This window comes from Geodermatophilus sp. SYSU D00779, assembly GCF_054050595.1.
Window position 1 is genome coordinate 75,634 of the sequence record NZ_JBJGZQ010000009.1, and the last position, 26,554, is coordinate 102,187.

Annotated in this window: 25 protein-coding genes; 11 read left to right on the forward strand and 14 right to left on the reverse strand. The window is 73.8% G+C overall.

From position 1 onward, the window contains the following. Window positions 1–68 precede the first annotated feature (68 nt). Window positions 69–224, forward strand: coding sequence for a Zn-dependent oxidoreductase (locus tag ACI79G_RS09245; protein ID WP_456880838.1), 156 nt, complete (start codon window positions 69–71; stop codon window positions 222–224). Between the two features lie 621 nt (window positions 225–845). On the opposite strand, the gene ACI79G_RS09250 is transcribed toward ACI79G_RS09245, so the two are convergent. Beyond that, window positions 846–1,676 carry an oxidoreductase gene (locus ACI79G_RS09250; protein WP_456880839.1) on the reverse strand — a complete coding sequence of 277 codons (831 nt, stop codon included), beginning with the start codon at window positions 1,674–1,676 and terminating at the stop codon, window positions 846–848. Between the two features lie 304 nt (window positions 1,677–1,980). Between ACI79G_RS09250 and ACI79G_RS09255 the strand changes: the two genes are divergently transcribed. The 3 genes from ACI79G_RS09255 (at window position 1,981) to ACI79G_RS09265 (ending at window position 5,416) form a co-directional block, all read left to right on the forward strand. After that, window positions 1,981–3,384: a glucose-6-phosphate dehydrogenase gene (locus ACI79G_RS09255; RefSeq protein ID WP_456880840.1), complete on the forward strand. Its 1,404-nt coding sequence runs from the start codon at window positions 1,981–1,983 to the stop codon at window positions 3,382–3,384. Window positions 3,385–3,785: 401 nt separating this feature from the next. Further along, window positions 3,786–4,301 carry a peptide-methionine (S)-S-oxide reductase MsrA gene (gene msrA, locus ACI79G_RS09260; protein ID WP_456880841.1) on the forward strand — a complete coding sequence of 172 codons (516 nt, stop codon included), beginning with the start codon at window positions 3,786–3,788 and terminating at the stop codon, window positions 4,299–4,301. 197 nt (window positions 4,302–4,498) lie between these two features. Next, window positions 4,499–5,416 carry a hypothetical protein gene (locus ACI79G_RS09265; protein WP_456880842.1) on the forward strand — a complete coding sequence of 306 codons (918 nt, stop codon included), beginning with the start codon at window positions 4,499–4,501 and terminating at the stop codon, window positions 5,414–5,416. A gap of 198 nt (window positions 5,417–5,614) precedes the next feature. Here the strand turns inward: ACI79G_RS09265 and ACI79G_RS09270 are convergent, their stop codons facing one another. Continuing rightward, window positions 5,615–6,205, reverse strand: a complete 591-nt coding sequence (locus tag ACI79G_RS09270; RefSeq protein WP_456880843.1) for a dihydrofolate reductase family protein — start codon at window positions 6,203–6,205, stop codon at window positions 5,615–5,617. 42 nt (window positions 6,206–6,247) lie between these two features. Between ACI79G_RS09270 and ACI79G_RS09275 the strand changes: the two genes are divergently transcribed. The 4 genes from ACI79G_RS09275 to ACI79G_RS09290 all read left to right on the forward strand — a co-directional run bounded on the left by ACI79G_RS09275 (window position 6,248) and on the right by ACI79G_RS09290 (window position 9,793). Then, window positions 6,248–6,526 (forward strand): DoxX family protein, encoded by a 279-nt coding sequence (locus ACI79G_RS09275; protein WP_456880844.1) that lies wholly within the window; start codon window positions 6,248–6,250, stop codon window positions 6,524–6,526. A 5-nt stretch (window positions 6,527–6,531) separates the two neighbouring features. Further along, window positions 6,532–7,503 (forward strand): quinone oxidoreductase family protein, encoded by a 972-nt coding sequence (locus tag ACI79G_RS09280; protein WP_456880845.1) that lies wholly within the window; start codon window positions 6,532–6,534, stop codon window positions 7,501–7,503. A 173-nt stretch (window positions 7,504–7,676) separates the two neighbouring features. After that, window positions 7,677–8,315, forward strand: coding sequence for a hypothetical protein (locus ACI79G_RS09285; RefSeq protein WP_456880846.1), 639 nt, complete (start codon window positions 7,677–7,679; stop codon window positions 8,313–8,315). Beyond that, window positions 8,312–9,793 carry a glycosyltransferase family 2 protein gene (locus ACI79G_RS09290; RefSeq protein WP_456880847.1) on the forward strand — a complete coding sequence of 494 codons (1,482 nt, stop codon included), beginning with the start codon at window positions 8,312–8,314 and terminating at the stop codon, window positions 9,791–9,793. The genes ACI79G_RS09285 and ACI79G_RS09290 overlap by 4 nt, the downstream gene beginning before the upstream one ends. 55 nt (window positions 9,794–9,848) lie before the next feature. On the opposite strand, the gene ACI79G_RS09295 is transcribed toward ACI79G_RS09290, so the two are convergent. From ACI79G_RS09295 to ACI79G_RS09330, 8 genes are all read right to left on the reverse strand, one after another. After that, entirely contained in the window at window positions 9,849–10,805 is a 957-nt protein-coding gene (locus tag ACI79G_RS09295) for a VWA domain-containing protein (protein ID WP_456880848.1), read from the reverse strand. Further along, on the reverse strand, window positions 10,802–11,842 hold the full coding sequence (locus tag ACI79G_RS09300; protein ID WP_456880849.1) for a DUF58 domain-containing protein: 1,041 nt from the start codon (window positions 11,840–11,842) through the stop codon (window positions 10,802–10,804). Before ACI79G_RS09300 ends, ACI79G_RS09295 begins: the two co-directional genes overlap by 4 nt. Then, entirely contained in the window at window positions 11,839–13,128 is a 1,290-nt protein-coding gene (locus ACI79G_RS09305) for an AAA family ATPase (protein ID WP_456880850.1), read from the reverse strand. The genes ACI79G_RS09300 and ACI79G_RS09305 overlap by 4 nt, the downstream gene beginning before the upstream one ends. Window positions 13,129–13,474: 346 nt before the next feature. Then, window positions 13,475–14,815 (reverse strand): NlpC/P60 family protein, encoded by a 1,341-nt coding sequence (locus tag ACI79G_RS09310; RefSeq protein WP_456880851.1) that lies wholly within the window; start codon window positions 14,813–14,815, stop codon window positions 13,475–13,477. A gap of 191 nt (window positions 14,816–15,006) precedes the next feature. Beyond that, window positions 15,007–16,542: a long-chain-fatty-acid--CoA ligase gene (locus ACI79G_RS09315; RefSeq protein WP_456880852.1), complete on the reverse strand. Its 1,536-nt coding sequence runs from the start codon at window positions 16,540–16,542 to the stop codon at window positions 15,007–15,009. A gap of 94 nt (window positions 16,543–16,636) precedes the next feature. Then, entirely contained in the window at window positions 16,637–17,059 is a 423-nt protein-coding gene (locus tag ACI79G_RS09320; RefSeq protein WP_456880853.1) for a DUF1772 domain-containing protein, read from the reverse strand. Continuing rightward, a complete protein-coding gene (locus ACI79G_RS09325; protein WP_456880854.1) occupies window positions 17,056–17,394 on the reverse strand; it encodes a hypothetical protein in 339 nt (112 codons plus the stop codon). Before ACI79G_RS09325 ends, ACI79G_RS09320 begins: the two co-directional genes overlap by 4 nt. Continuing rightward, window positions 17,391–18,125 carry an SIR2 family NAD-dependent protein deacylase gene (locus ACI79G_RS09330; protein ID WP_456880855.1) on the reverse strand — a complete coding sequence of 245 codons (735 nt, stop codon included), beginning with the start codon at window positions 18,123–18,125 and terminating at the stop codon, window positions 17,391–17,393. Before ACI79G_RS09330 ends, ACI79G_RS09325 begins: the two co-directional genes overlap by 4 nt. A 249-nt stretch (window positions 18,126–18,374) precedes the next feature. Between ACI79G_RS09330 and ACI79G_RS09335 the strand changes: the two genes are divergently transcribed. From ACI79G_RS09335 to ACI79G_RS09345, 3 genes are all read left to right on the forward strand, one after another. Then, complete coding sequence (locus ACI79G_RS09335; RefSeq protein ID WP_456880856.1) at window positions 18,375–21,221, forward strand: aconitate hydratase; 2,847 nt, start codon at window positions 18,375–18,377, stop codon at window positions 21,219–21,221. 8 nt (window positions 21,222–21,229) lie between these two features. Next, window positions 21,230–21,991: an SDR family oxidoreductase gene (locus ACI79G_RS09340; protein WP_456880857.1), complete on the forward strand. Its 762-nt coding sequence runs from the start codon at window positions 21,230–21,232 to the stop codon at window positions 21,989–21,991. Window positions 21,992–22,061: 70 nt separating this feature from the next. Beyond that, window positions 22,062–22,778 carry a sirohydrochlorin chelatase gene (locus tag ACI79G_RS09345; protein WP_456880858.1) on the forward strand — a complete coding sequence of 239 codons (717 nt, stop codon included), beginning with the start codon at window positions 22,062–22,064 and terminating at the stop codon, window positions 22,776–22,778. Between the two features lie 122 nt (window positions 22,779–22,900). Here ACI79G_RS09345 and ACI79G_RS09350 read toward each other — a convergent pair whose 3' ends face one another. From ACI79G_RS09350 to ACI79G_RS09365, 4 genes are all read right to left on the reverse strand, one after another. Further along, window positions 22,901–23,365 (reverse strand): SgcJ/EcaC family oxidoreductase, encoded by a 465-nt coding sequence (locus ACI79G_RS09350; RefSeq protein WP_091217199.1) that lies wholly within the window; start codon window positions 23,363–23,365, stop codon window positions 22,901–22,903. Between the two features lie 43 nt (window positions 23,366–23,408). Next, window positions 23,409–25,307, reverse strand: coding sequence for an ABC transporter ATP-binding protein (locus ACI79G_RS09355; protein WP_456880859.1), 1,899 nt, complete (start codon window positions 25,305–25,307; stop codon window positions 23,409–23,411). Between the two features lie 79 nt (window positions 25,308–25,386). After that, a complete protein-coding gene (locus ACI79G_RS09360; protein WP_456880860.1) occupies window positions 25,387–26,163 on the reverse strand; it encodes an enoyl-CoA hydratase/isomerase family protein in 777 nt (258 codons plus the stop codon). Continuing rightward, on the reverse strand, window positions 26,160–26,387 hold the full coding sequence (locus ACI79G_RS09365) for a helix-turn-helix domain-containing protein (protein WP_100497576.1): 228 nt from the start codon (window positions 26,385–26,387) through the stop codon (window positions 26,160–26,162). The genes ACI79G_RS09360 and ACI79G_RS09365 overlap by 4 nt, the downstream gene beginning before the upstream one ends. Window positions 26,388–26,554 lie beyond the last annotated feature (167 nt).

Here is a 26,554-nt window from a genome sequence, read left to right on the forward strand (position 1 = left end):
CGCACGCTGCGAGCGCCCCACCGGATGCGTCACGGGGCGGTCGCGTTCCGCTGACTAGCCTCATCCGCATGCGAGCCGTGCAGATCACCGAATCCGGTGGCCCCGAGGTCCTGGACGTCGTCGACCTGCCCGACCCCACGCCGGGCGAGGGACAGCAGCTCTCCGACGTCTCCACCGCCGGCGTCAACTACGCCGACACCCACCACCGGCTGTCGACCAACTGACCTGACAGCCGCACCCGCAGTTCCGTGTCTCGCCGACCCGCAACGGCACGCGTCAGCGGTGCAGCGCGGTCCGGACGAGTCCGGCTACCGCGAGGGATCGACCATGCGGAGGCCACGCGCTGACGGTGGCGACCGCTGGCGCATCCACGACTGGCACCAACGGTCCTTCGCGCAGCAGGAGACCCATGAACTCGGCAGTCCTCGGTGATAGCAAGGTCGGATCCGCCTTCGAAGCGCGGCTGGCATCCAGCGGTCACCGCGTGATCTACGGAACGCGCATCCCACCGAGCTCGACAGCTCGTGGCAGCGAGTTCGGGTGGAGCGTCATGGCTCCAGGACGTCCAGCGCCCAGGGCGTGTGCGGCGATCTCCCGGGAGCTCGGCCACCGGGGTCCCCGCCCGGCGCACCACCGCGAGCTCCCGAGCGATGGCGACCAGGTGTCCGGCCGGACGGCCAGCCGTCCGGGAGAGGGACGGCGTGCTCACAGAGACGGGTCGCCCTCCGGAACCTCGGTCGCGACCACCTCGGCCACCTCCGCGTCCCTACCGGCAAGCCGGACCGCCGGTGGACCGGCCGGCCTACGGAGCCGCTGACCGACGGTCACCCGGCTCGCGCTGCGGATCAGCCCTCGAAGTCGGTGCTGACGCTGAGCTCCTGCCACTCGTCGGTCTCGGCGAGGGCCGCGCCGAGCACCTGCCGGTAGCTGGTCAGGGCGTCGCTGCCCAGCATGAGCATCGCCGGCGGCTCGGCGGACTCGACGGCGGTGAGGATGGCCCGGCCGGCGCGCACCGGGTCGCCTGGCTGGGTTCCGTGCGTCGTGTCGCGCTCCTTGCGGCGCCTGCCCGCCGTCTCGGCATAGTCGTCGATCACGCTCCGGGACTGGGTCAGCGACCGACCGGAGAAGTCCGTGCGGAATCCGCCGGGCGCGACCACCGTCACCGAGATGCCCAGCGGTCGCAGCTCGGCGCGCAGGGAGCCGGACATCCCCTCGAGTGCCGCTTTCACCGCTGCGTAGTACCCCGATCCCGGTGGCTTGATGTGGGCCCCGATCGAGGAGATGTTGACGATCGCCCCCGCGCGACGCGCCCGCATCCCGGGCAACACCGCCTTGATCATGGTCACCGCCCCGAAGAAGTGGGTCTCGAACAACGCACGGACGTCGGCGTCCTCACCTTCCTCGACCGCGGCGCGGTACCCGTATCCGGCGTTGTTGACCAGGACGTCGACGGCGCCGAAGCGATCCTCGGCCTGTCGAGAGACAGCTGCCCCTCGCGCCGGGTCGGTGACGTCCAGTGCCGCGCCCAGCACGCGATCCGGAGCCAGCTCCACGAGGTGGGCGACCTTGGCCTCGTCGCGTGCGGTGACCACGGCGTGATGGCCGGCCCGGATGACTGCCTCGGCAAGGGCTCGCCCGAGCCCGCTCGAGCAGCCGGTGATGAACCAGGTGGACATGCTGTTCCTCTCCAGGGTGGTCCCGTGCGGGCTGCCGAGGCCCGGACGGTCGACCGCGACCGCTCCCGGTCTGCTGGCAGGTTCCCCAGCCGGGAACGGTCCCAACCACACGGGCCAGCCGCTGACGGACGGTCCACCGCGTGCCGGTCGCCCCGTGCGCGGACGGCTTCCCGGCCGCGTGGACGCCGGTCGCGGGGCTCGGGGAGGATGGTCGCGCCATGCTCACAGCCCCGCCGCCCCCGCGACCGGACCCATGGCCCGGAGGCAGCCGACCCCTGGCCGTCATCGTCCTCCGGGAGTACTGGTGATCGGCCGGTTGCTCCTGCTCGGTGCCACGGGCGACCTCGCTGGGCGGTTCCTGCTGCCTGCGCTCGCCCGGCTGTCGGCCGACGGCCGGATGCCCGACGGCCTGCAGGTCGTGGGCGGCGCCGTCCAGGACTGGGACGACCGGACCTTCCGATCGCACGTGGCCACCCGATTGCACGAGCACGCCGGGGACGTACCGACCGCGGTACGGGACGCGCTGGTCGGTCGCCTGCGGTACCGGACGGTCGACCCCGGAGCGGCCGGCACCGTCGCCGCCGCGGCGCGGGCCTTCGACGACGGCGACGGCGATGCCGCTGACCGCGCGGCGGTGGCCGTCTACCTGGCCCTGCCCCCGGCGCTGTTCCCCGCGATGCTGGGCGCGCTCGGCGACGCGGACCTGCCGGCCGGCAGCCGCATCGCGGTGGAGAAGCCGTTCGGTACCGATCTGGCGAGCGCAGTGGCACTGAACGACCTGCTCACCCGCGTGACCGGCGGCGTCGAGGAGGCTGCGTTCCGCGTCGACCACTTCCTCGGGATGCCCAGGGTGCAGGCGCTGCTGGACCTGCGCGCGCCCGGCCGCTCGCTGGCACCCGTCTGGGACAGTGCCTCCATCGCGGAGGTCGACGTGCTGTGGGAAGAGACGCTGGGGCTCGAGGGCCGGGCGGACTTCTACGACCGGACCGGTGCCGTCAGGGACGTCATGCAGAACCACATGCTCCAGGTCCTGACCCTCGTCGCGATGGAGCTGCCGGCTCGGCAGACCGAGGGCGACCTGCACGCGGCCAAGCTGGAGCTGCTGCGGTCGGTCCGCGTGCTCTCCGCCGCGGAGGTCCCCGTCCGGACCCGACGGGCGCGCTACACCGCCGGGACACTGAGCGGGACGGGCGCCACCGCCGGTCGGACCGTGCCCGGGTACACCGACGAGGACGGCGTCGACCCCGCTCGCGGCACCGAGACCTACGCCGAGGTGCTCCTGGAGCTGGACACCCCTCGGTGGACCGGCACCCGGTTCGTGCTGCGCACCGGGAAGGCTCTCGGCACGCCCCGCAAGGGAGTCGCCCTCCACTTCCGGACCGCCGCGCCGGCGTGCGACCCGTGCGACGCCGATCGGGTGGCGGCCGACCGGTCGTGGATCGAGCTGGACGCGCCGGAGGAGGGCCGGCAGCCCGGTGCGCACGTGGCAGCCCCGGGCGAGCGCACCGCCTACGGTCAGGTCCTGACCGACCTCCTGTCCGGCGGGAGCCGACTCTCGGTGAGCGGCGAGGAGGCCGAGCAGGCCTGGCGGATCGTCGATCCGGTCCTGCAGGCGTGGGCGCAGGACGCCGTGCCGATGCTGGAGTACCCCGCCGGCGGGGCCGGCCCTCCCCCGCTCGAGGAGACCGCCGGCTCGAGGCGGTGGTGAGCGTTCCGAGACGAGCGGCACCATCCGGTGTCGGGGGCCTGCCCGCACAGGACTGCCTCGTGCGCCGTCCGCTGTCGGCCCCTGGAGCCGTTGCATGCCGGTGGAGCCCTAGCCTCAGGCGCGTGCGAGCCGTGCAGATCACCCGCTTCGACGGCCCCGAGGCATAGAGCTCTCCTCGTCGACGCGATGTGCGGAGGCACAGTGTGCCTGCCGAGGCGCCAATGGACGCCGCTGTGGATGCCGGCGATCCGCTCTGCCTCCCTCGGCGCTGGAGCCCAGGACGATCGCCCAGCCGTGCTCCCGGCGCAGCTCGGGCACGTCATCGCACTGGGCACCCAGAAGGAAACAGCGGACCGGGTCGCGGTGTTCACCCGTCGTGCTGGACACAGAGGGAGGCACACGTGACCACTGAGACCGCGATCCTCGCCGGGGGCTGCTTCTGGGGCGCCCAGGAGCTGCTGCGCCAGCGCCCGGGAGTGCTCTCCACCCGGGTCGGGTACTCCGGCGGCGACACACCCAACGCCACGTACCGCAACCACGGTGACCACGCCGAGGCGGTCGAGATCGTCTTCGACCCCGAGAAGATCTCGTTCCGGGAGCTGCTGGAGTTCTTCTTCCAGATCCACGACCCGTCGACGAAGGACCGGCAGGGCAACGACATCGGCCGGAGCTACCGCTCGGCGATCTACTACACGAGTGAGGAGCAGCAGCGCGTCGCGCTCGACACCATCGCCGACGTCGACGCCTCGGGCCTGTGGCCGGGCAAGGTCGTCACCGAGGTCGCGCCGGCCGGCCCGTTCTGGGCGGCCGAGGAGGAGCACCAGGACTACCTGCAGAAGATCCCCTTCGGCTACACCTGCCACTACATGCGCCCCGACTGGGTGCTCCCGCGTCGCGAGGCGCAGACCACCCGCTGACCTGAGGTCCCGATCGGCGCGTCCCGGATAGTCCAGCCGGGGCGCTCATCGAGGCCACCGGTGCGACGACGCCGAGGGGGACGTCCCTGCGAGGGGTGCGTCCCCCTTGACGCCTCTCCTGCCGGTGCTGGTGGGACACGTGGGGGTCGTGGGGCGCGGTCTCACCACGGCGCAGCGGCCGTGCGCACGATGGGGGCATGCCCGCCCGACCGGATGCCGTCGCCGCGCTGCCGACCGCTCCGGGCGTGTACCGCTTCCGGGACGACGGCGGCCGCGTGCTGTACGTCGGGCGGGCCGGAGAGCTGCGCCGCCGGGTCAGCTCCTACTGGGGCGACCTGCGGGACCGCCGCCACCTTCGGGGGATGATGCCCCAGGTCGCCCGGATCGAGGCGCTGGTCTGCGACTCCACGCACGAGGCGGCCTGGGCCGAACGGAACCTGCTCGAGCGGTCGCTGCCGCCGTGGAACCGGATCGTCGGCGGCCTGGAGGTCCCCGTCGGTATCCGCCTGGACGCCTCGCCGGAGGCGCCGCGCCTCGGCCTCGCCTCAGTGCACCGGCCGGCACCGGGTGTCCGGTTCTTCGGGCCCTACCTCGGGGCCCGCAAGGTGCGGCTAGCCGTGTCCGGACTGGAACGGCTGTACCCGCTCGGCCACGCCGGTCCGACCCGCAGCGCCGGCGAGCGGGAGCTGGCGCGGCTGCGCGGCGGGCAGGGCACCCCCGTCGCGCAGTTGGCGAGCGCCGTGGCGTCCGTGCTCGACCGCGAGCCGACGGCGGTCGCCGACGCCCTGGCGGCGCTGGCCGCCCGGCGCGACGCCGCGGCCGGGGCGCAGGCCTACGAGGCTGCGGCCCGGCTCCAAGCGGAGATCGAGGCTGTCGAGTGGGTGGTCGCGCCGCAACGGGTCACCGCACCGGGCCAGGGAGGCGACGAGGACGTCACCGCCTGGGGGGACGACGTCCTGGTCCGGCTGCGGATCCGGGACGGCCGGCTCCGCGCCTGGGAGCAGGAGACCTGCACCCGGTCGGCGCCCGGCACGCGGGCGCCCGACGGATGGGTGCCCTTCCTGCGTCGCAACGCGGAACTGGCCGCCCGACTCGCCTCGCTGCCCGTCGGCTGAGCTCCTCCGCGGCGAGAGGTGGCCCCCGCCGCGTGCGGGGGCCCGGCCGGCGGGTGCGCCGCCGAGCGCTGCCGCAGGTGAGGTGCTGGGGCGGGTCGGTGTCGGCTGTTTGACCAGGGAAGCGATGCGCGGATGCAGCCGGAGGCCGGATCTTGGCGTCACCGTTCGCAGTGGACTTCTTCGCGCACCCGCTCACTGTCAGATTGGCCGACGGCGCACCCGATAGCGCAGGTGGAGCACCCGGTTGCTCTGGATCACGACGTCCGGATCCTCCAATAGGTGCTGCGCGTGGACCGACCCAAAGTAGCGCTTGCCGGACCCGAACACGACGGGTATGACGTCCATGCGCACCTCGTCGACCAGACCCGCGGCAAGCACCTGGCCACCGACGTCGCCAGCGGCGACTTCGACCATGCGGTCACCCGCAAGCTCCTGCGCCTTGGCCACGGCTGCCTCGACGCCGTCGACGAAGTGAAACGGCGCCTCGGGGTCCCAGCCCTCGGGCTCCGACCGGTGCGTCACGACGACCACGTGGTCGATCCCGCCCGGAGGCTTCCCGTCCCAGCCGTCCGTCATGTCGAAGACGTGGCGGCCGACGACTGTCGCCCCGATCTGGTCCCAGTACGGCCGGGTGTAGTCGTAGGAGGTCTGCGAGACCTTCAGCTCGCCGCTCTCGTCCAACGGGACATCGCCGCGGGACAACCAGTCGAACAGCGGTCCGGGCTGGTCATTCTGGTCCGCGACGAAGCCGTCCACCGACACCGAGCTGTACGTGACCACCGTGCTCACGGGGCTCTCCTCTGCTTCGGGGTGTCCGCAAGTTGGCGCGTCGTGAGCTGTCGCTCTTGTGCGCAATCAATCGGCCGGCAGGAGATCGCCGGCGCCGCCGGCATCCTCATCGGCCTGTGGCTCGAGCCGCTTGGCACAGCCGCCGCCATCGGGCTCGTCGCCTACTTCGTCGGTGCCCTCATCGGCCACCCCCCTGTCGGGGACACCAAGGGCGCAACTGCCCCCGTCGTCCCGCTGGTGCCCTCGATCGCCGTCCTGGTGCCCCCGACTCCCCACCGTTTGTGCGTGGCCGACCGCTCGGGTACGCGCGCCATAGCCTGACCGTCATGCGCGCTGTGCAGATCACCCGCTTCGGCGGCCCCGAGGTCCTCGACGTCGTCGACCTGCCCGACCCCGTCCCCTCGGACGGCCAGCAGCTCTTCGACGTCGCCACCGCCGGCGTGAACTACGCCGACACCCACCAGGTCGAGAACAGCTACCTCGCCGCCCAGCAGCTGCCGTTGGTGCCGGGCCTGGAGTTCGTGGGGACGCCGGCCGGCGGCGGCCCGCGGGTGGTCGGCCTGCTCGACGGCGGCGGCTACGCCGAGAAGGTCGCCGCACACCCGCGGCTGACCTGGCAGGTGCCCGACGGCGTGACCGACGAGCAGGCGCTGGCCGTCGTCCTGCAGGGCAGCACCGCCTACCACCTGCTGCGCACCAGCGCCCACCTGGCCGCCGGCGAGACCGTCGTCGTCATCGCCGGCGCCGGCGGTGTCGGGTCGCTGGCCGTGCAGCTGGCCCGCCGCTGGGGCGCCGGCCGGGTGATCGCCACCGCGTCCAGCCCGGAGAAGCGGGCGCTCACCGAGGAGCTCGGCGCCGACGCCTCGGTCGACCCGGCCCTGGCCGACGACGACCCGAAGGCCTTCACCGCCGCGCTGCGCGAGGCCAACGGCGGCCGTCCGGTCGACGTCGTCCTGGAGATGACCGGCGGCAACGTCTTCGCCGGCTCGCTGTCCGCGCTGGCTCCCTTCGGCCGGGTCGTCACCTACGGGATGGCCGCCCGCCAGGAGACCGCCCCCGTCCCGCCAGGGGTGCTGCTGCAGAAGAGCCGCGCGGTCGTCGGCTTCTGGCTGGCCCACTGCATGGCGCGGCCCGCGATGCTCGACGACGCCATGGCCGAGCTGCTGCCCCTGGTGGCCGACGGCGCGCTGCGCCCGGTGGTCGGCGGCCGCTACCCGCTGTCCGCCGTCCGCGAGGCGCACCAGGACCTGCTCACCCGCCGCACCACCGGCAAGCTCGTCCTCGACCCTGCCCGGTGACCGTCCGGGCAGCCCCCGACCAGCGGGAGTCCTCCCCGGACGGGTGATACGAGCCTGACTTCAGGTGACGATCCCCCTACTCTCAGGCATGACCGCAGCCGGAGGCCGATGCCGCTCTCCCCCGTGCGGGTGTCCGTCAGCCGCGGCCTCGTGCCGCACCCAGGGAGAACCTCGTGATCACACCCGTGTCCCGGCAGCTCCGGGTGGGGGTCGTCCTGCTCGTCGCCGCCGGCGTGGCCCTCTCGGGCTGCACGCTGCCCGACGTCAGCATGAGCCCCGGACTCGGCGACGCATCGGCGTCGACCGCTGCGCCCCCTCCGAGCCCGGAGCCGGAGGCACCCGCCACCGTCCCGGTCGTCGCCCCCGCCCCGACGCGGCCGGCCGGTGACCTCGACACCGGCTCCACCACCCGCACCGTGCCGGCCGGCGAGCGCACCCTGGTCGTCGACTGGTGGACGACCGAGCAGGCCACGCAGTGGCGGGCCGCCGGCACCAAGGGCGTACAGCTGTCGGCCCACCTCGAGGGTGGGGACGCCGACGTCGAGGTGCTGGTCACCCGCTTCGTGGCCACCACGGACGACGGGACCGCGCGCACCACCGTGGCCGAGGACCGCGGCGAGTTCGCGCTCCAGCCGCCCTACAGCTACGGCACCGCCCTCGTCCTCACCCCCTCGGCCCCCGACGCCGAGCAGGTCACCCTGTCGATCCAGTTCGACCTGCTGGTCGAGACCGAGCCCGGGTCCCAGCGCTACTTCCGCCAGACCGTCCTCGACAGCATCGTGCTGCCCTTCTCCCAGGAGGAGACCCCGTGAGTCAGGTCGTCCTGCACGGCATGCGGCGGGCGACCGACCGCGTCCAGCTGCTCGCCAGGGGGACCGCGCAGGTCCCCGACATCAGCTCCCTGGTCCCCGCCGAGTTCGGTGGTCCCCAGGCCGCCGAGGAGCGGCGGCACGCGACGATCAGCTGCGTCATCCCGGCCTACAACGAGGAGTCGACGATCGCCGACGTCCTCTCCTCGCTGCTCAGCCAGACCCGGCTGCCCGACGCCATCCACGTCGTCGTCAACAACACCGACGACGACACCCCCGAGATCGCCCGCCGCTTCGAGGGCGAGCACCAGCGGGTGGTCAGGGGCGAGGTGTTCACCACCGTGGTGCACGTCCACGACATCGGCGCGAACCCCGACAAGAAGGTCGGCGCGCTCAACTTCGGCTACTACGTCAGCCGCGGCCACGACTACATCCTCGGGGTCGACGGCGACACGACGCTGGACCGGCGCTGCGTCGAGTGGCTGGAGAAGGAGATGGTCTCCGACCCGCGCATCGGCGGGATCTCGGCCATCTACACGTTCGACAAGACCAGGGTGAAGGGCGCCATGGCGAGGTTCCTGGTCGCCGGTCAGCGCGCCCAGTTCGCCGGCTTCAACATGGACAACCTGGTGCGCGGGCGGAACATGGCCGTGCTCGGCGGCCAGTGCAGCCTGTTCAACGTCCGCGCGCTGGAATCGGTGATGTACCGCCACCACCAGGCCGCGCCGTGGGTGCGCGACTCGGAGGTCGAGGACTCCAAGCTCTCGCTGCAGATCAAGGACGCGGGCTTCAGCACGAAGATCAGTGCCCATGCACGGGCGTTCGTGGGTCCGATGGAGACCCTGCGCGCCCTGCACGGCCAACAGGTGAAGTGGAACTACGGCGGCATCGACCTCCTGTGGCCCGGTCAGCGAGGCGACAGCAAGGGGCAGCCGCTGCACCCCAACCTGCGGCTGCGCTGGTACGAGAACATCGCGATGCTGTCCAACATCACCGCGCGCATGGGCTTCCTGCTGCTCCTGGCCGCGGCACTGTCCATCGACGCGTTCGTGTTCAACCCGGTCTGGCTCATCCCACCGGTGGTGGCGACGCTGCTCAACCTGCGGATCGCCGCGTCGATGCACGACAAGAGCGCCTCGGACATCCTCTACGCGCTGCTGGTCGCGCCGGCCGAGCTGTACATGTGGCTCCGGATGGGCCACTTCCTCACCGCGTGGGTGCAGTTCTTCGCCCGGGTGGAGAAAGACAACTGGGCCGCGCAGGCGGCCGCGGAGCGGGGCCGCGGGTCGGCCTACGTCATGCCCGCGGTCTGCGCCGTGGCGACCTTCGTGGTGCTGATCGTCGCCTGGGGTCAGCAGAGCATCGGCATCCAGTCGGCGATCCTGTCCATCGGCTGGCCGGTGCTCTACCTGCTCACGGTGCTCCAGACGCTGTTCATGGTGCGGAAGCTGGTTCGCCGCCAGCGCGGCTTCACGGTCTGAGCGGACCCCCTCCCGGGTCCCCGGTGAGCGCGGGGACCCGGGAGGCCTCCCCCACCTACAGCAGGCGGTTGGTCCAGAGCAGGCTGAGGACGACGCCGAGCAGCGCGAACAGCACCCCGCCGCGGACGAACCAGTAGCTGACGTCGCGCGGCTCGGTCGTGTAGCCGATCTGGCTGCCCAGGTCCTGGTAGACCTCCTCGAGCTCGGCGGCGCTGGCGGCCTCGCTGTAGCTGCCGCCGGTCTGGTCGGCGATCTCCTCGAGCGTCGCGCGGTCCACCGGCACCGGGACCCGCTCGCCGTCGAGGTCGAGGGTGCCGTAGTCGGTGCCGAACGCGATGGTCGAGACGGGGATGCCGGCGTCAAGCGCGGCGTCGACGGCCTGCGTGTCGGGGCGGCCCACGGTGTTGTAGCCGTCCGAGAGCAGCACGATCCGCGCCGGCGGCACCTCCTCGCCGTCGGCGTCCAGCGACGACTGGAAGTTCTCGATGGCGGTCAGCGAGGTGAACACCGCCTCGCCGATCGCGGTCGACTCGGCCAGCTCCAGGTTGTCGATCGCGGTGCGCACCTGACCGCGGTCGGTCGTCGGGGTGACCACCGTGGTCGCGGTGCCGGCGAAGGACACCAGGCCGAGGTTGATCCGCTCGGGCAGCACGTCGACGAACTGCTTGGCCGCCACCTGCATCGCCTCGAACCGGCTGGGCTCGATGTCGGTCGCCTGCATCGACAGCGAGACGTCGACGGCCATGACCACCGTCGCCCGCTCTCGCGGCACCCGCACCTCGGTGCTGGGCACCGCCAGGGACACGATCAGCGCGGCCAGCCCGAGCGCGACCAGCCCGAAGGCCAGGTGCCGCCGCCAGCCGGGGCGCTTGGGCACCAGCGTGCCCAGCAGCGCGACGTTGGTGAACCGGGCGGCGTAGGCCTTGCGACGCAGCTGCAGCACCACGTACAGGGCCACCAGCGCGACGACGGCCAGCAGGCCGAGCAGCCACCACGGGGCCTGGAAGCTCATCGGGAGGCTCCTCCGCTGCCGGCGCGCCGGCGGTCGGCGACGAATCGGACGACGTCCATCAGCCAGTCGCGGTCCGTGCGCAGCTGCAGGTGCCCGGCGCCGGCCCGGCGCAGCGCCGCGGCGATGGCCCGCCGCTGGGCCGCGGCGCCCTCGGCGAACCGGGCCCGGAACCCGGCGTCACCCGTGGGGACCTCCAGGGTCTGGCCGCTCTCCGGGTCGACGACGGTGAGCAGGCCGACGTCGGGCAGCTCGAGCTCCCGCGGGTCGACCACCTCGATGGCCAGCAGCTCGTGCCGGGCCCGCAGGCCCCGCAGCGGGCGCTCCCAGTCGGGCGCGCCCTGGGCGTCGGAGCCCAGGAAGTCCGAGACGACGACCACCAGGCCCCGGCGGCGCGGCGGACGGCGCAGCGACTCCAGCGCGGCGGCGAGGTCGCCCCGGCGCCCGCCGGCGGCCCGCGGCGTCGCGACGACGGCGCGCAGCAGCCGGTCGGCGGCCAGCCGTCCGGCGGTGGCCGGGTAGCGGTCGACCCGCTCGCCGGTGGTGACGACGGCGCCCAGCCGGTTGCCGCCGCGGACGGTGAGGTGGCTGACCGCGGCCAGCCCGGCGATGGCCAGGTCGCGCTTGGTGCAGTTGGCGGTGCCGAAGTCGAGGCTGGCCGAGAGGTCGACCACCGCCCAGGTCTCCAGCTCGCGGTCGGCGATCGTCTCGCGCACGTGCGGCACCTGGGTGCGCGCGGTCACCGGCCAGTCCATCCGCCGGACGTCGTCCCCCGGGTGGTAGGTGCGGGAGTCGCCGGCCTCGGTGCCCGAGCCCGGCACCAGGCCGAGGTGGTCGCCCTGCAGCAACCCGTCGAGCCGGCGCCGGACGGTCAGCTCGAGGCGCTGCAGCAGGACGTCGGCCGGGCCCTCGGCGAAGTGCGGCGGGGCGCCGTCCCCCGCGCCGGGGTCGATGCCGGAACCCGGGGTGGGCGGCGGGCCGGCCTGCTCCGGAGCGTGTTCCGGGGTCGTGGCGCCGCCGGACCGGCGACGCAGGATCACGCCGGCGAGGACCCGCGCTCGGCGCCGTTGGCGGACGGGTCCGGGTGGACCTGCGGCGCCGGGCTGGGCTGACCCGCGGCCGGCTGACCCGGGGCACCGAAGGGACCGGTCGGCGGAACGGGACCGGGCTGGCCGGGACCGTTGTAGGGCTGCCCCGGCTGCCCGTACTGGGGTCCGGGCGGGCCGAACTGCGGCGCGCCGAACGTCGGCGCGGCCGGCACCGAGGGGCCGCCGGGGGTGCCCGGGCCGAAGCCGCCGGAGCGCTGGCGCGGGGCCACCTGCGGCAGCGGCACGCTCTGCAGGATCCGCTTGACCACGTGGTCGGCGGGCACGCCGTCGGCCAGCGCGTCGTAGGAGAGCACCAGCCGGTGGCGCAGCACGTCGGCGGTGACGTCGAGGACGTCCTGCGGCAGCACGTAGTCGCGGCCGCGGACCAGCGCCAGGGCACGGCCGGCGGCGATCAGCCCGAGCGAGGCGCGCGGGCTGGCGCCGTAGGAGACCCACTGCGCGACGTCCTCCATGCCGTGCTCGCGCGGCGCGCGGGTGGCGACCACCAGCCGGACGACGTAGTCGACCAGGGCGTGGTGCACGAACACCTGCGAGGCGGTGCGCTGCATGCGCACGAGGTCCTCGGGGCCGAGGACGGTCTCGGGCACCGGCGGCGTCGAGCCCATCCGGTAGATGATCTCGCGCTCCTCCTCCGGGCTCGGGTAGTCGACGAGCACCTTCATGAGGAAGCGGTCGCGCTGGGCCTCGGGCAGCGGGTAGACGCCCTCGGACTCGATCGGGTTCTGGGTGGCCAGCACGAGGAACGGGTCGGGCAGCGGGTGGGTCACCCCGCCGATCGACACCTGGCGCTCGGCCATCACCTCCAGCAGCGCCGACTGCACCTTGGCCGGCGCGCGGTTGATCTCGTCGGTGAGCACGAAGTTCGCGAACACCGGGCCCAGCTCGGTGTCGAAGGCGTCCTGCCCCGCCTTGTAGATGCGGGTGCCGATGATGTCGGCGGGCACGAGGTCGGGGGTGAACTGCAGGCGGGCGAAGCGACCGCCGACGACGGTGGCCAGCGTCTCGACGGCCAGGGTCTTGGCCACGCCGGGGACGCCCTCGAGCAGCACGTGGCCCCGGGCCAGCAGGGAGACGAGCATCCGCTCGACCAGCCGGTCCTGACCGACGATCACCCGCTTGATCTCGAACAGCACCCGCTCCAGGCGGGCGGCGTCGACCGACGGCGGGACCGGCTGCCCGGCGGACTGGTCGAGCGAGGTGCTGGCGGCGCTGCTCACGGAACTCCCCGATCGTGCCGGTCCACGGCCCCGGGTCCGACGAGGCGCCGCGGGGTCGGCGACGGGCGGCGTGCCCGTCCCCGCCAGTGTCCTACACGTTCCTGGGGGCCAGCTGGGCACGCACGCGGGCGAGCCGATCGGACACCGAGGGTGAGCGACGCTCGGGGAGCACGGGTCGCGTGCACACACCTGCCCGCAGCCTCCGCCGACTGCTAGCCTCGGTCCTGCGTCGGGCAGCTCCCCCCGTGGCTGCCCGACGCCCCATCTCGTGGCCCCGTCCCGCGGTCCCGTCGGCCCCCTGCAGGTCGCGGCGAGCCCGCGAGCGGTGAGGGGCAGGGGTCCTCGGTCAGGCGGTCGGCCGGACGGCGCCGTAGTAGTCGCGGCCGAACCACATGTCCGAGATCCGCACGACGTCCCCGCTCTGCGGCGCCTGGACGACCTGGCCGCCACCGATGTAGAGCGCCACGTGGTAGATCGACGTGTGGTCGGCGGTCTCGCCCCAGAACACCAGGTCGCCGGGCTGCAGGTCGTCGGCGGCCACGGTCCGGTCGCGGAAGCGCCAGTACTGCTCGCGGCTGGTACCGCCGATCCGCACGCCGGCCTGCGCGTAGGCGTACTCGGTCAGGCCCGAGCAGTCGAACCCGAAGACGTCGGTGTCCGGCGGGATGCCCCACGTCGGGCCGTTGGCGTTGCCGCCGCCCCAGCTGTAGGGCAGCCCCCGCTGGCTCTTCGCCGCCGCGATGGCCCGCTGCACCACCGACCCGGTGGGTGCCCCGGCCGTGGTGTCCGTGCCGGTCGGCGAGTCGCTGCGGGAAGACGACGACCCGGAGGACGACGTGCTCCGCGCCGGGGACCCCGCCGACGGGGAGACCGACGGCGTCCTCGGCGCCGGCGGGCGCGCCTGCGCCGCAGCGGTCGCGGCCTCGGCAGCAGCTGCCGCGGCCGCCGCACCCTGGGCGCCGTGGAGGACCTCCTGCGCCTCGGCCAGCTCGGCCTCCAGCACCTCGCGCCGGTCGGCGAGCTCGGCGGCCTGGGCGCGCGCCGAGACCTCCTGCTCCTGGGCGCTGGCCAGGGCCCCGGCCGCGGCGTCCTCGGCCTCGTCGGCCGTCCGCACCGCGGTCTGCGCCGCGACGTCCGCCGCGGCGGCCTGCTGCTCCAGGACGGTCAGCTCGGCGACGACGTCGGCCCGGTGACCACCCGCGGCCTCGAGCAGCGCGGCGCGCTCCACCAGCTGGGCCGGACCCTCGGCGGTGACCAGCGCGGCCGCCCCCGGGGTGGTGCTGCCCTGCATGTAGCTCGACCGCGCGAAGGCGACCACCTGGTCGCGGCCGCGGCCCAGCTCGGCAGCAGCCCGCTCGGCGGCAGCGGCGGCGGCGTCCGCCGCGACGCGCGCCTCCTCCTGCGCGGCCTGCCGGACCTCGTACTCCTGCAGCGCGATCTGCGCGCCCCGGCGGGCGGCGTCCACCTGCTCCTGGGCCTGCGCGAGCTGCGCGCTGATCGCGCCGACGCGGGCGGCCGCGGCGTCGCGCTCGGTCTGCGCGGCGGCGACCTCGTCGTCCCCGGGGGCGGCCACGGCCGTCCCCGGCACCAGACCGGCCAGCACCAGGGCGGTGACCGCCGCCCCGGCTCCGCGCGCCAGCCACCCGGAGCGCCTCGGATGGCTCTCCCGCTCGTCCGTCCTGCCCACGTCCGACCTTCCTCACGACCTCGTCGACCGGCGCCCGGAGGCGCACTCCGGTGCCGATACGACAAGATCAAGGAAGGGGTTGAGCGGGCACTCCCCACATGGGGGGACGCCGCTGCCGGAACTGGGGTGTCGGGCGCGGCCCCTCCAGGAGGTCCTCTCACGCGCTCGGGGACCTCCTGGACGGGCCTCCTTCAGTTCACCTGGCGGTCGGAGTCCGACCAGAAGGCCTCGCGCAGCTTGAACTTCTGGATCTTGCCGGTCGCGGTGCGGGCCAGCTCGTCGCGGAACTCCACCCGCTTGGGGATCTTGTACCCGGCGATGCGGCCGCGGCAGTGGGCGACGATCTCCTCGGCGGTGACCTGCTGGCCCTCGGCGACGACGACCACGGCGGTCACCATCTCGCCCCACTTCTCGTCCGGGACGCCGATGACCGCGACCTCCGCGACCGCCGGGTGGCTGAAGACGACGTCCTCGACCTCGATCGACGAGACGTTCTCGCCGCCGGTGATGATCACGTCCTTCTTGCGGTCGGAGATCGTGAGGTAGCCACCGTCGTCGATGCTGCCGCCGTCCCCGGTGTGGAACCAGCCGCCCTCGAGGGCCTCGGCCGTGGCGTCGGGGTTGTTCCAGTAGCCGGCCAGCACCGTGTTGCCCTGCGCGAGGACCTCGCCGGACTCGCTGACCTGCAGCCGGGTGCCCAGCGCCGGCACCCCGGCGCGGGAGAGCCGCTTGGCCCGCTCCTCGCGCTCCAGGTCGTCGTACTCGGCGCGCGGCCGGTTGATGGTGATCAGCGGCGCGGTCTCGGTCAGGCCGTAGATCTGGTTGAACTCCCAGCCGAGCTCCGCCTCGACCCGCGCGATCGTCTTCGAGGGCGGCGGGGCGCCGGCCACGATGATCCGCACCCGGTCGCGCCCGGGGACCTCGCCGTCCCACTCGGCCGCGGCGTCCAGGACGGCGTTCCACACCGCCGGCGCCCCGGCCATGACGGTCACGCCGTGCTGCTCGACCCGCCGCAGGATCTCCGCGCCGTCGACCTTGCGCAGCACCACCTGGCGGGCGCCGACGCCGGCCGTGCTGTAGGGCAGGCCCCAGCCGTTGCAGTGGAACATCGGCAGCGTGTGCATGTAGACGTCGCGGTCGCTGAGCTGCATGTGCATGGCGAAGGTGACCGCGTTGACCCATTCGTTGCGGTGGGTCATCTGCACGCCCTTGGGCCGGGCCGTCGTCCCGCTGGTGTAGTTGATCGTGGCGGTGGCGTCCTCGTCGGGCTCGGACCACGGAACCGGCTCGGTGTCGAAGCGCAGCAGCTGCTCGTACTCCTCGCCGGTGGTGAACCGGTGCTCGGCCTCCACGCGCTTGAGCGAGGTCTCCAGCTCGGGGTCGACGAAGAGGACCCGCGCGCCGCAGTGCCCGACGATGTAGCTCACCTCGTCCGGCTGCAGCCGGAAGTTCACCGGGACGACGACCCGCCCGGACGACGGCAGCGCCAGCAGGCACTCCAGCAGCCGGCCGGCGTTGTGGCTGACGACGGCGATCCGCTCGCCCTCCCCCACGCCGAGCGCGTCGAGGCCGGCCTGGAGCGCGCGCCCGCGCCGGGCGACCTCCCGGTAGGTGACCTCTCCCAGCGAGGGCGCGGGCTGGTTGGGCTCGTCGACGATCCCGACGCGGTCGCCGTAGACCAGCTCGGCGCGGTCGAGGAAGTCTCGGGTGGTCAAGGGCACGCGCATCGGGGCTCCCGGGTCCTCGGGCCGACCAGCCGGCCGGCCGCTCGACGTGGTGCCGATCACGCTAGCGGCCGGTCCGGCTCCGGTGGTCCCCGGCTCAGCCGAGCAGCGCGGCCAGTGCGGTCGCGACCCCTGCCGTGGCCGCGACCGCGCGGCCGGTGTCGACGCGCAGGAGCCGCCGGTACGCCGCGTCGTCCCACGCCGTCCCGAGCCCGCGGTGCAGCGGGACGGCGCCCAGCGCGGTGGCCCCGAGGACGACGGCCAGGCAGGCCGCGCCGAGGAGGACCGGCAGCAGCGGCGTCCCCTCCGGGCGGGCGACGAGCAGCCACGCCGTCGTGACGCCCTGGCCGGCGAACAGCGGGCCCACGACCCGGGTGATCCGCTGCTGGTGGCGGCGCTCGTAGGCCGGGAAGGCCGCCGGCGGGACGAGCGCGAACTGCGGGTAGACCAGCGCCCGCACCGTCCACTGGAAGCCGGCGTAGGCGGCGGTCAGCGCCAGGTGGACGGCGAGCAGGGTCACCGCTTCGATCGCTTGCCGCGCCAGGCCAGGCTCCGCGCGTCGAGCGCACGCAGCAGCGGGTCGCCCTCGACGAGCACCCGCTCGGCCAGCGCGACCGCAGCGGCCAGCTGGGCGTCGTCCAACTGGGCGGAGGCCGGCGAGCGGCGCCGGTCCAGGACGTCGTACCAGCGCCCACCGACGGCGTGGTCGAGCAGGATCCGCCCGAAGCAGTGGTCGGCGGTCACCACCCAGCGGCCCTCCCGCGCCCGCCGCGGCAGCTCGTCGTCCACCAGCTCCCGGTAGCGGGCGAGCAGCGCGTGCCGGCGTGCCCGGCCCAACGGCTCGTCCCGCGTCACGGCGCCAGCAGCCGCGGGAGCGACGTCCCGATCGGCTCGCGCACGACCAGGTCGGCGAGGTGGTCGTAGGGGGTCGGCTCGGCGTTGACGACCACGACCCGCGCGCCGGACTGCTGGGCCAGGTCGGTCAGCCCGGCCGCCGGGTGCACGGTCAGCGAGGTGCCGACGGCGAGGAAGACGTCGCAGTCGGTCGCCGCCTCCGCCGCCGCCTCGACGACCGCGGGGTCCAGCGCCTGGCCGAAGCTCACCGTGGCCGACTTGAGGATGCCGCCGCAGACGCGGCAGGCCGGGTCGGGCTCGCCGGCGGCGACGCGGGCCAGCGCCTCGGCCATCGTCGTCCGGTCGCCGCAGGCCAGGCACTCGACGGCGTGCACCGTGCCGTGCAGCTCGACGACCAGCTCCGGTGACGACCCGGCCGCCTGGTGCAGCCCGTCGACGTTCTGGGTGAGCAGCGCCCGCAGCCGACCCTGCCGCTCCAGGTCCACCAGCGCGGCGTGCCCGGCGTTGGGGCGCGCGTCGGGCGCGGTGTCGCGGCGCATCAGCCAGGCCCGGCGGCGGATGTCGGGGTCGGCGACGTAGTAGGACAGCGTCACGAGCTTCTCGGCGTCCGGGTCGCGGGTCCACAGGCCGTCGGGCCCCCGGTAGTCGGGGATGCCGCTGTCGGTGGAGATGCCCGCGCCGGTGAGCACGGTCACGCGCCGCGCGCCGGCCAGCCAGCCGGGAGTCGTCACGTCGTCCACCGTAGGAGCCCCTCCCCCGAGGATCAGCCCGGACCACCGATCCGGCTCCTGGCTCACCACCGGTGCTGGCCAGGAGCCGGATCGATCAGCTCACCTGGTCGTCGAGGGGCCGCCAGGAGCGCCGCGGGACAGCCCTCGGGACGAGGAAGGGTCGCCTCACCTCCGCAGGGTGGCGGGGCCCTGGGATGATGCGGGGTGGCAAGCAGCGCGACGGACGAGCTGAGGGGTAGGCGCAGAGAAGTGGCAGCCAGCAAGGACAGCTTCGGAGCGCGGGCGACGCTGAGCGTCGACGGCACCGACTACGACATCTACCGGCTCGACGCGGTGGAGGGCGCAGAGCGGCTGCCCTTCAGCCTCAAGGTCCTCCTCGAGAACCTGCTGCGCACCGAGGACGGCGCGGACATCACCGCCGACCACATCCGCGCGCTGGCGAGCTGGGACCCGAACGCCGAGCCGGACCAGGAGATCCAGTTCACCCCCGCCCGGGTGGTCATGCAGGACTTCACCGGCGTCCCCTGCATCGTCGACCTGGCCACCATGCGCGAGGCCATGGCCGAGATCGGCGGCGACCCGCAGAAGATCAACCCGCTGGCCCCGGCCGAGCTCGTCATCGACCACTCGGTCATCGCCGACGTCTTCGGCACGCCGGAGTCCTTCGAGCGGAACGTCGAGATCGAGTACCAGCGCAACGGCGAGCGATACCAGTTCCTCCGCTGGGGCCAGGGCGCCTTCAGCGACTTCAAGGTCGTCCCGCCGGGCACCGGCATCGTGCACCAGGTCAACATCGAGCACCTGGCCCGCGTGGTCTTCCCGCGCCAGGAGGGGGACCGCGTCGTCGCCTACCCCGACACCTGCGTGGGCACCGACTCGCACACCACGATGGTCAACGGCCTGGGGGTGCTCGGCTGGGGCGTCGGCGGCATCGAGGCCGAGGCCGCGATGCTCGGCCAGCCGGTCTCGATGCTCATCCCCCGCGTCGTCGGCTTCAAGCTGACCGGCGAGTTGCCCGACGGCGCCACGGCCACCGACCTGGTCCTGACGATCACCGAGATGCTGCGCCGGCACGGCGTCGTCGGGAAGTTCGTCGAGTTCTACGGCGAGGGCGTCTCGGCGGTGCCGCTGGCCAACCGCGCCACGATCGGCAACATGAGCCCGGAGTTCGGCTCGACCGCGGCGATGTTCCCCATCGACGAGGAGACCATCGGCTACCTGCGCCTGACCGGCCGCAGCGACGAGCAGATCGCGCTCGTCGAGGCCTACGCCAAGGAGCAGGGCCTCTGGCACGACCCGTCCCGCGAGCCGGCCTTCTCCGAGTACCTGGAGCTGGACCTCTCCACCGTCGTCCCCTCGATCGCCGGCCCGAAGCGCCCGCAGGACCGCGTCGCCATCACCGACGCGAAGGCCTCCTTCCGCGCCGCGCTGGCCGACTACGTCCAGGACGACGAGACCGGCGGCGAGGACCGCAAGCCGGGTGTCCCGCAGCAGGAGCAGCCCTACGGCGTCGAGTCCGAGGCCGACGAGGCCTCGGCCGAGTCGTTCCCGGCGTCGGACCCGGTCAGCCCGTTCGCGCACGGCAACGGCGAGGCCGGCAAGCCGCACAACGCGGTTCCCGACCGGGTGCCCGACCGCCCCTCGAAGCCGACCAGGGTCGTGCTCGAGGACGGCACCGAGACCTTCGTCGACCACGGCCACGTGGTCATCGCCGCGATCACGTCGTGCACCAACACCTCCAACCCGCAGGTCATGATCGGTGCCGCCCTGCTGGCCAAGAACGCCGTCGAGCGCGGCCTGGTCAGCAAGCCGTGGGTGAAGACCACCCTCGCCCCCGGGTCCAAGGTCGTCATGGACTACTACGAGAAGGCCGAGCTCACCCCGTACCTGGAGAAGCTCGGCTTCTACCTGGTCGGCTACGGCTGCACGACCTGCATCGGCAACTCCGGTCCGCTGCCCGAGCCGGTCAGCCAGGCGGTCAACGACGCCGACCTCGCTGTCGTCTCGGTGCTCTCGGGCAACCGCAACTTCGAGGGCCGCATCAACCCCGACGTCAAGATGAACTACCTGGCCAGCCCGCCGCTGGTCATCGCGTACGCCCTGGCCGGGTCCATGGACGTCGACCTGAACAACGACCCCCTGGGCAAGGACACCGACGGCAACGACGTCTACCTGCACGACATCTGGCCATCCCCCCAGGAGGTCCAGCGGGTCATCGACCAGGCCGTCTCCGCGGAGATGTTCAGCAAGGACTACGCCGACGTCTTCGCCGGCACCGAGCAGTGGCAGAACCTGCCCACGCCCACCGGGGACACCTTCGCGTGGGACCCGGAGAGCACCTACGTCCGGCGTCCTCCGTACTTCGAGGGCATGCCGGCCGAGCCGGCCCCGGTGCAGGACATCACCGGCGCCCGCACCCTGGCGGTGCTCGGTGACTCGGTGACCACCGACCACATCTCGCCGGCCGGTTCGATCAAGGCCGACAGCCCGGCCGGGCAGTACCTGCGCGAGCACGGCGTGGAGCGGCGCGACTTCAACTCCTACGGCTCCCGGCGCGGGAACCACGAGGTGATGATCCGCGGCACGTTCGCCAACATCCGGTTGCGCAACCAGCTGGTGCCCGGCACCGAGGGCGGGGTCACCAAGAACCACCTGACGGGCGAGACGACGTCGATCTACGAGGCCTCGCAGGCCTACCAGGACGCCGGCATCCCCCTGGTCGTCCTGGCCGGCAAGGAGTACGGCTCCGGCTCGTCGCGCGACTGGGCGGCCAAGGGGACGGCGCTGCTGGGCGTCAAGGCGGTCATCGCCGAGAGCTACGAGCGGATCCACCGCTCCAACCTCATCGGCATGGGCGTGCTGCCGCTGCAGTTCCCCGCAGGCCAGAACCGGGAGTCGCTGGGCCTGACCGGCGACGAGGAGTTCACCATCACCGGGATCACCGCGCTCAACGACGGCGAGACGCCGCGCACGGTGAAGGTGAAGGCCGGGGACGTCGAGTTCGACGCCACCGTCCGGATCGACACCCCCGGCGAGGCGAACTACTACCGCAACGGCGGGATCATGCAGTACGTGCTGCGCTCGCTGCGCGGCTGATCCTCCGCATGGACCTGGGCCTGGGCGGCCGCGGATACCTGGTCACCGGCGCGAGCCGGGGGCTGGGGTTCGCGGCGGCCCAGGCCCTCGTCGCTGACGGGGCGCGCGTCCTGGTGAACGCGCGCGCCACCGACGCCGTGGACGCCGCCGTCGCCACGCTGGGCGGGCCGCCGGCGGCGCACGGCCTGGCTGCCGACCTCACCGCCGCCGACACGGCCGAGCGGCTGGTCGCGGCCGCCCGGGACCGGCTCGGCCGGGTGGACGGCGCGCTGATCAGCGTCGGCGGCCCGGAGCCCGGCACCGTGCTGGACACCCCCGAGGACGCCTGGCGGGACGGCGTGGAGGCCGTGCTGCTCGGCCCGCTCCGGCTGGTGCGCGCGCTGGTCCCCCACCTCGGCGCGGGCGCCGTGATCGGCTTCGTGCTCTCCACCTCCGCCCGCTCCCCGCTGCCCGACCTGGCGGTCTCCAACGGCCTGCGTCCGGGCCTGGCCATGACCGCCAAGCAGCTGGCCGACGAGCTGGCCCCCCGCGGGATCCGGGTGGTCGGCCTGCTGCCGGGCACCTTCGCCACCGAACTGGTCGTCGAGCGCGAGGACGCCTCCGGCGACCCGGCCGGCGCCCGCGCCTGCGCCGAGGCCGGCATCCCGCTGGGCCGGGTCGGCGAGCCCGCCGAGTTCGGCCGGGTGGCCGCCTTCCTGCTCTCCCCTGTGGCCTCCTACGTCACCGGCACCTCCGTGGCGGTGGACGGCGGCCGGCTGAGGACGCCGTGAGCCGACGGGGGCGTGAGCATGGCAGCGAGCGCCAGCGAGCGAGGAGCGGAGCGGCCGCGGAGGTGGACCCATGGACGCCGTGACCGATGCCCCGGTGCTGGTCGCCTGTGCGCACGGCACCCGCAACCCCGCCGGCCGACGGCTGATCGCCGAGCTGGCCCTCGCCGCCCGCGGTCTGCGCCCCGGATTGGTCACCACGGCGGCGTTCGTCGACGTGCAGCCGCCCACGGTGGCCGACGTCGTGGCGGGCCTGGCCGGGGACGGCCGGCCCGCGGTCGTCGTCCCCCTGCTGCTGTCCGGCGGCTACCACGTGCACGTCGACATCGCCCGGGCCGTGCGCGAGCACGCCGCGGTCCGCGCCGCCCGTCCGCTGGGCCCCGACCCGCGGCTGGTCGCCGTCCTGCACGACCGGTTGCTCGCCGCCGGCGCCGACCCCGACGACCCGACCACCGCCGTGGTGCTCGCCGCCGCCGGCTCCAGCGACCCGCGCTCGGTCGCCGACGTCGACGCCACCGCGGCGGCGCTCCAGGAGCGCTGGACCGGGCCGGTGACGACCGGCTACGGCTCAGCCGCGCAGCCCCCGGTGCCCGAGGCGGTCGCCGCCGCCCGGGCTGCCGGCGCGCGGCGGGTGGTGCTCGCCGCCTACCTGCTGGCGCCCGGCCACTTCCACGACAAGCTCGGCGGGGCCGGCGCGGACGCGGTCACCGCTCCCCTGCTGCCCGACGACCGCATGGCCGCCGTCCTGCTCGACCGCTACGACGCCGCGGTCGCCGCCTGGTCCGCCTGAGCGGAGCCCGCCTCCCCGCCCCCTCGGAGGAGGCCTGCGGGATCCGGGACGGGGCCGTCGAGACCTGTCCCCTCCCCGGTGCAGCTCCTACAGTGGCTGTACCGAGACGGTGAAGCCGCAGGTCACTGCGCCGCGAGCAGCCCCCGCAGCTCCTGGGTCAGCGCCTCGCGGCCTCCCGGGTGCTGCTGCCAGGCCGCGGGGGTGGCCTGGAGCAGGGAGATCCGCCAGCGGCCGGCGCCCTCGTCGACCGCGACCACCGTGTGGACCGTGTGGTAGCGCGGGTCGATGTCGTTGTCCCCCGGCGGGATCATCCCGGCGTGGGCCAGCAGCATCGCCACGCCCGGCGCCACCGGTCGCACGGAGCGGATCACCGCGACGTAGGCGGCCGTCGGGTGGCTCCCGAAGATCTGCCGGAAGTCGGCCGCGATGGCCAGACGCCCGTGGTGGTGGGTGCCGTCGTACCCGATGATGTCCCCGTCGTCGGCGAAGGCGGCTGCGACCGCGGCGCCGCTGCGCCGGTTCCAGCCGTCGAGGAACTGGGCGTAGAGACCGCGGATCTGGGCGTCGTTCGGGTGCGCGGACGTCACGCTGGCTCCTCCTGCGTTGCTGGGACAGGAGTGACGGTAGTGGTCACGCCGCGCCGACCGTTCGCCCCTCGCCGACGGCGAACTGGGTGCGGTAGAGGTCGGCGTACCGGCCTCCGAGCGCCAGCAACTCGGCGTGTGTGCCCGACTCCACGATGCGACCGCCGTCGACCACGAGGATCTGGTCGGCGCTGCGGATGGTGGACAGCCGGTGGGCGATGACCAGCGACGTCCGGCCCTCCAGCGCGGTGTCCAGCGCGTGCTGCACCGCCACCTCCGACTCGCTGTCGAGGTGCGCGGTGGCCTCGTCGAGGATCACGATGCCCGGCGCCTTGAGCAGCACGCGCGCGATCGCCAGCCGCTGCTTCTCCCCGCCGGAGAGCCGGTAGCCGCGGTCGCCGACGACGGTGTCCAGGCCGTCGGGCAGGGACCGCACCAGCCCGGCGATGCGGGCGCCGCCCAGCGCGGCCCACAGCTCGTCGTCGGTCGCCTGCGGCCGGGCGTAGAGCAGGTTGGCGCGGATCGTGTCGTGGAACAGGTGCGCGTCCTGGGTGACCACGCCGATCGCGTCGCGCAGCGAGGCCAGCGTGGCCCGCCGGACGTCGATGCCGCCGACCCGCACGGTGCCGCTGGTCGCGTCGTACAGCCGCGGTACCAGGTTGGCGATGGTCGACTTCCCGGCGCCGGAGTGGCCGACCAGCGCGACGAGCTGGCCGGGCTCGACGCGGAAGGAGACGTCGTGCAGGACCGCCGTCGGCCCGCCGTGCTCGGGCAGCGACACGTCCTCCAGTGACGGTAGCGAGACGTCCGCGGCCGACGGGTAGCTGAAGGAGACGTGGTCGAACTCGATCGACCGGTCGTCCGCGGGCACCGGGACGGCGTCGGGCTCCTCGCGGATCATCGGCTGCAGGTCGAGCACCTCGAAGACGCGGTCGAAGCTGACCATCGCGCTCATCACGTCGACCCGGACGTTGGACAGCGCCGTCAGCGGGCCGTACAGCCGGGACAGCAGCAGCGCCAGCGCCACGACGTCGCCGGGGCTCAGCGACCCGGTGAAGGCCAGCCAGCCGCCGAGGCCGTAGACCAGCGCGGTGGCCAGCGCTGCCACGAGGGTGAGCGCGGTGAAGAAGGTGCGGCCGTACATGGCCGAGAGGACGCCGATGTCGCGGACCCGCGCGGCCCGGCCCCGGAACCCCTCGGCCTCCGCCTCGGGCCGGCCGAAGAGCTTGACCAGCAGCGCGCCGGCGACGTTGAACCGCTCGGTCATCGTCGCGTTCATCGAGGCGTTGAGCCCGTAGGACTCCCGGGTGATCTCCTGCAGCCGCCGGCCGATCCGGCGCGCGGGCAGCACGAACACCGGCACCAGCACCAGCGAGAGCGCGGTGATCTGCCAGGACAGCGAGAACATGACGCCGGCGGTGAGCACCAGGCCGATGGCGTTGGACAGCACCCCGGACAGCGTCGAGGTGAAGGCCTGCTGGGCGCCGATGACGTCGTTGTTCAGCCGGCTGACCAGCGCTCCGGTCTGGGTGCGGGTGAAGAAGGCGACCGGCATCCGCTGGACGTGCTCGAACACCCGGCTGCGCAGGTCGTAGATGACGCCCTCGCCGATGCGCGCGGAGTACCAGCGGGTGGCCAGCGAGATGCCGGCGTCGACGACCGCGAGAGCGGCGATGAGCAGCGCGATGCGGACGACGTCGCCCGCCGTCCCCTCCAGGCTCGCGATGTGGTTGACGATCCGCCCCGCCAGCAGCGGGGTCAGCACCCCGATGACCGACGAGCCGACCACCAGCAGCACGAACCAGGTCAGGTCGCGCCGGTAGGGCCGGGCGATGCCGAGGATGCGCCGGACGGTGCCCTTGGGCAGCTCCCGCGCGACGACCGACGGGTCGCGGCGGAACGACCGCATCGCCGCCATGGAGGTCATGGGACCGCTCACGTCCATGCCACCCCCTCTCCCGACCGGCCAACACCCCCACCGGGCGGGCTGTTCCGGAGGCAGTCTGGCAGTGCCCTCCGACGGTTCAGCGGCCGCCGACCAGCTCGGCCAGGCGCCGGGTCTGGGCCGCCCGCTCGGCGGCGTCCTGGGTCTCCGGGTCGTTGCGGACGGCGGAGCGGACCAGCGCCGCGGTCTCCCGGCTGGCCCCCACGGGCGCCGCCGTGATCGCGGCGACCAGCGCGCCGACCGCCCCGTCGAGCGCGTCGGCGGGGACGACGGCGTTGGCCAACCCGAGCGCGAGCGCCTCGGCGGCCGGCACCGGCCGGCCGGTCAGGCAGATCTCCATCGCCCGCGAGTAGCCCACCAGCTCGGTGAGCGTGCTCGTGCCGGTGAGGTCCGGCACCAGCCCGAGGGTGGCCTCGGGCAGCCGCAGGTCGGCGTCCTCGGTCAGCACGCGCAGGTCGCAGGCGAGCGCGAGCTGCGCACCGGCGCCGATGGCGTGCCCCTGCACCGCCGCGACGGAGACGATCCCCGGCGAGCGCAGCCACCGGAACCCGCCCTGGTAGCGGCGGATGCGCTCCTGGGTCTCCTCGGCGGGCAGCCGGCCCAGCTCGCCGAGGCCGCCGGCGGTGCCGGGGTCGGTGCTGAACAGGCTGCGGTCCAGACCCGCGGAGAACGAGCGCCCCTCGCCGCGGACGACGACGACCCGCACGTCGTCGTCCAGGGCTGCTCCCACGGCGGCGAGCGCCGCCCAGGTGGCCGGGGTCTGCGCGTTGAGCCGGTCCGGCCGGTCGAGGGTGACGGTGAGGACGGCGCCGTCGCGAGCCGTCCTCACCCGCCCGTCCAGGTCGGGACCGCTCAACTCTTCTTGCTGTTCCGGTTGGCTCCCCCTCGGCTGCGCAGCGTGGCACCGGACTCCGACAGGAGCCGGTGCACGAAGCCGTAGGACCGGTTGGTCGACGACGCCAGCGACCGGATGCTCTCCCCGCCGTCGTAGCGCTTGCGCAGCTCGTCGGCCAGCGACGTGCGGTCGCCCCCGGTGATGCGCTTGCCCTTGCCCAGGTCCGCGGTGCTCGAGTCGGCCATGACTCCCCTCCGTCAGCAACCAGCCGCGGGCCCGTGGCCCGTCGAGGCTGCTCGTCCCGTCGGCGCCGGGCCCCGCTGACCTCGGCGTCCCACCTCCTCATGATCACCCACGAGGGCGACGTCGGCCACGCGAACGGGTGACTGGGTGGACCGACTCCACCGACGTG

Coding starts and splice junctions, on each gene's coding strand:
- ACI79G_RS09250 (WP_456880839.1), bottom strand. CDS start 1,676: ATGTCCACCTGGTTCATCACCGGCTGCTCGAGCGGGCTCGGGCGAGCC.
- ACI79G_RS09315 (WP_456880852.1), bottom strand. CDS start 16,542: ATGCGCGTGCCCTTGACCACCCGAGACTTCCTCGACCGCGCCGAGCTG.
- ACI79G_RS09245 (WP_456880838.1), top strand. CDS start 69: ATGCGAGCCGTGCAGATCACCGAATCCGGTGGCCCCGAGGTCCTGGAC.
- ACI79G_RS09340 (WP_456880857.1), top strand. CDS start 21,230: ATGGACCTGGGCCTGGGCGGCCGCGGATACCTGGTCACCGGCGCGAGC.
- ACI79G_RS09355 (WP_456880859.1), bottom strand. CDS start 25,307: ATGGACGTGAGCGGTCCCATGACCTCCATGGCGGCGATGCGGTCGTTC.
- ACI79G_RS09345 (WP_456880858.1), top strand. CDS start 22,062: ATGGACGCCGTGACCGATGCCCCGGTGCTGGTCGCCTGTGCGCACGGC.
- ACI79G_RS09295 (WP_456880848.1), bottom strand. CDS start 10,805: ATGAGCTTCCAGGCCCCGTGGTGGCTGCTCGGCCTGCTGGCCGTCGTC.
- ACI79G_RS09365 (WP_100497576.1), bottom strand. CDS start 26,387: ATGGCCGACTCGAGCACCGCGGACCTGGGCAAGGGCAAGCGCATCACC.
- ACI79G_RS09265 (WP_456880842.1), top strand. CDS start 4,499: ATGCCCGCCCGACCGGATGCCGTCGCCGCGCTGCCGACCGCTCCGGGC.
- ACI79G_RS09280 (WP_456880845.1), top strand. CDS start 6,532: ATGCGCGCTGTGCAGATCACCCGCTTCGGCGGCCCCGAGGTCCTCGAC.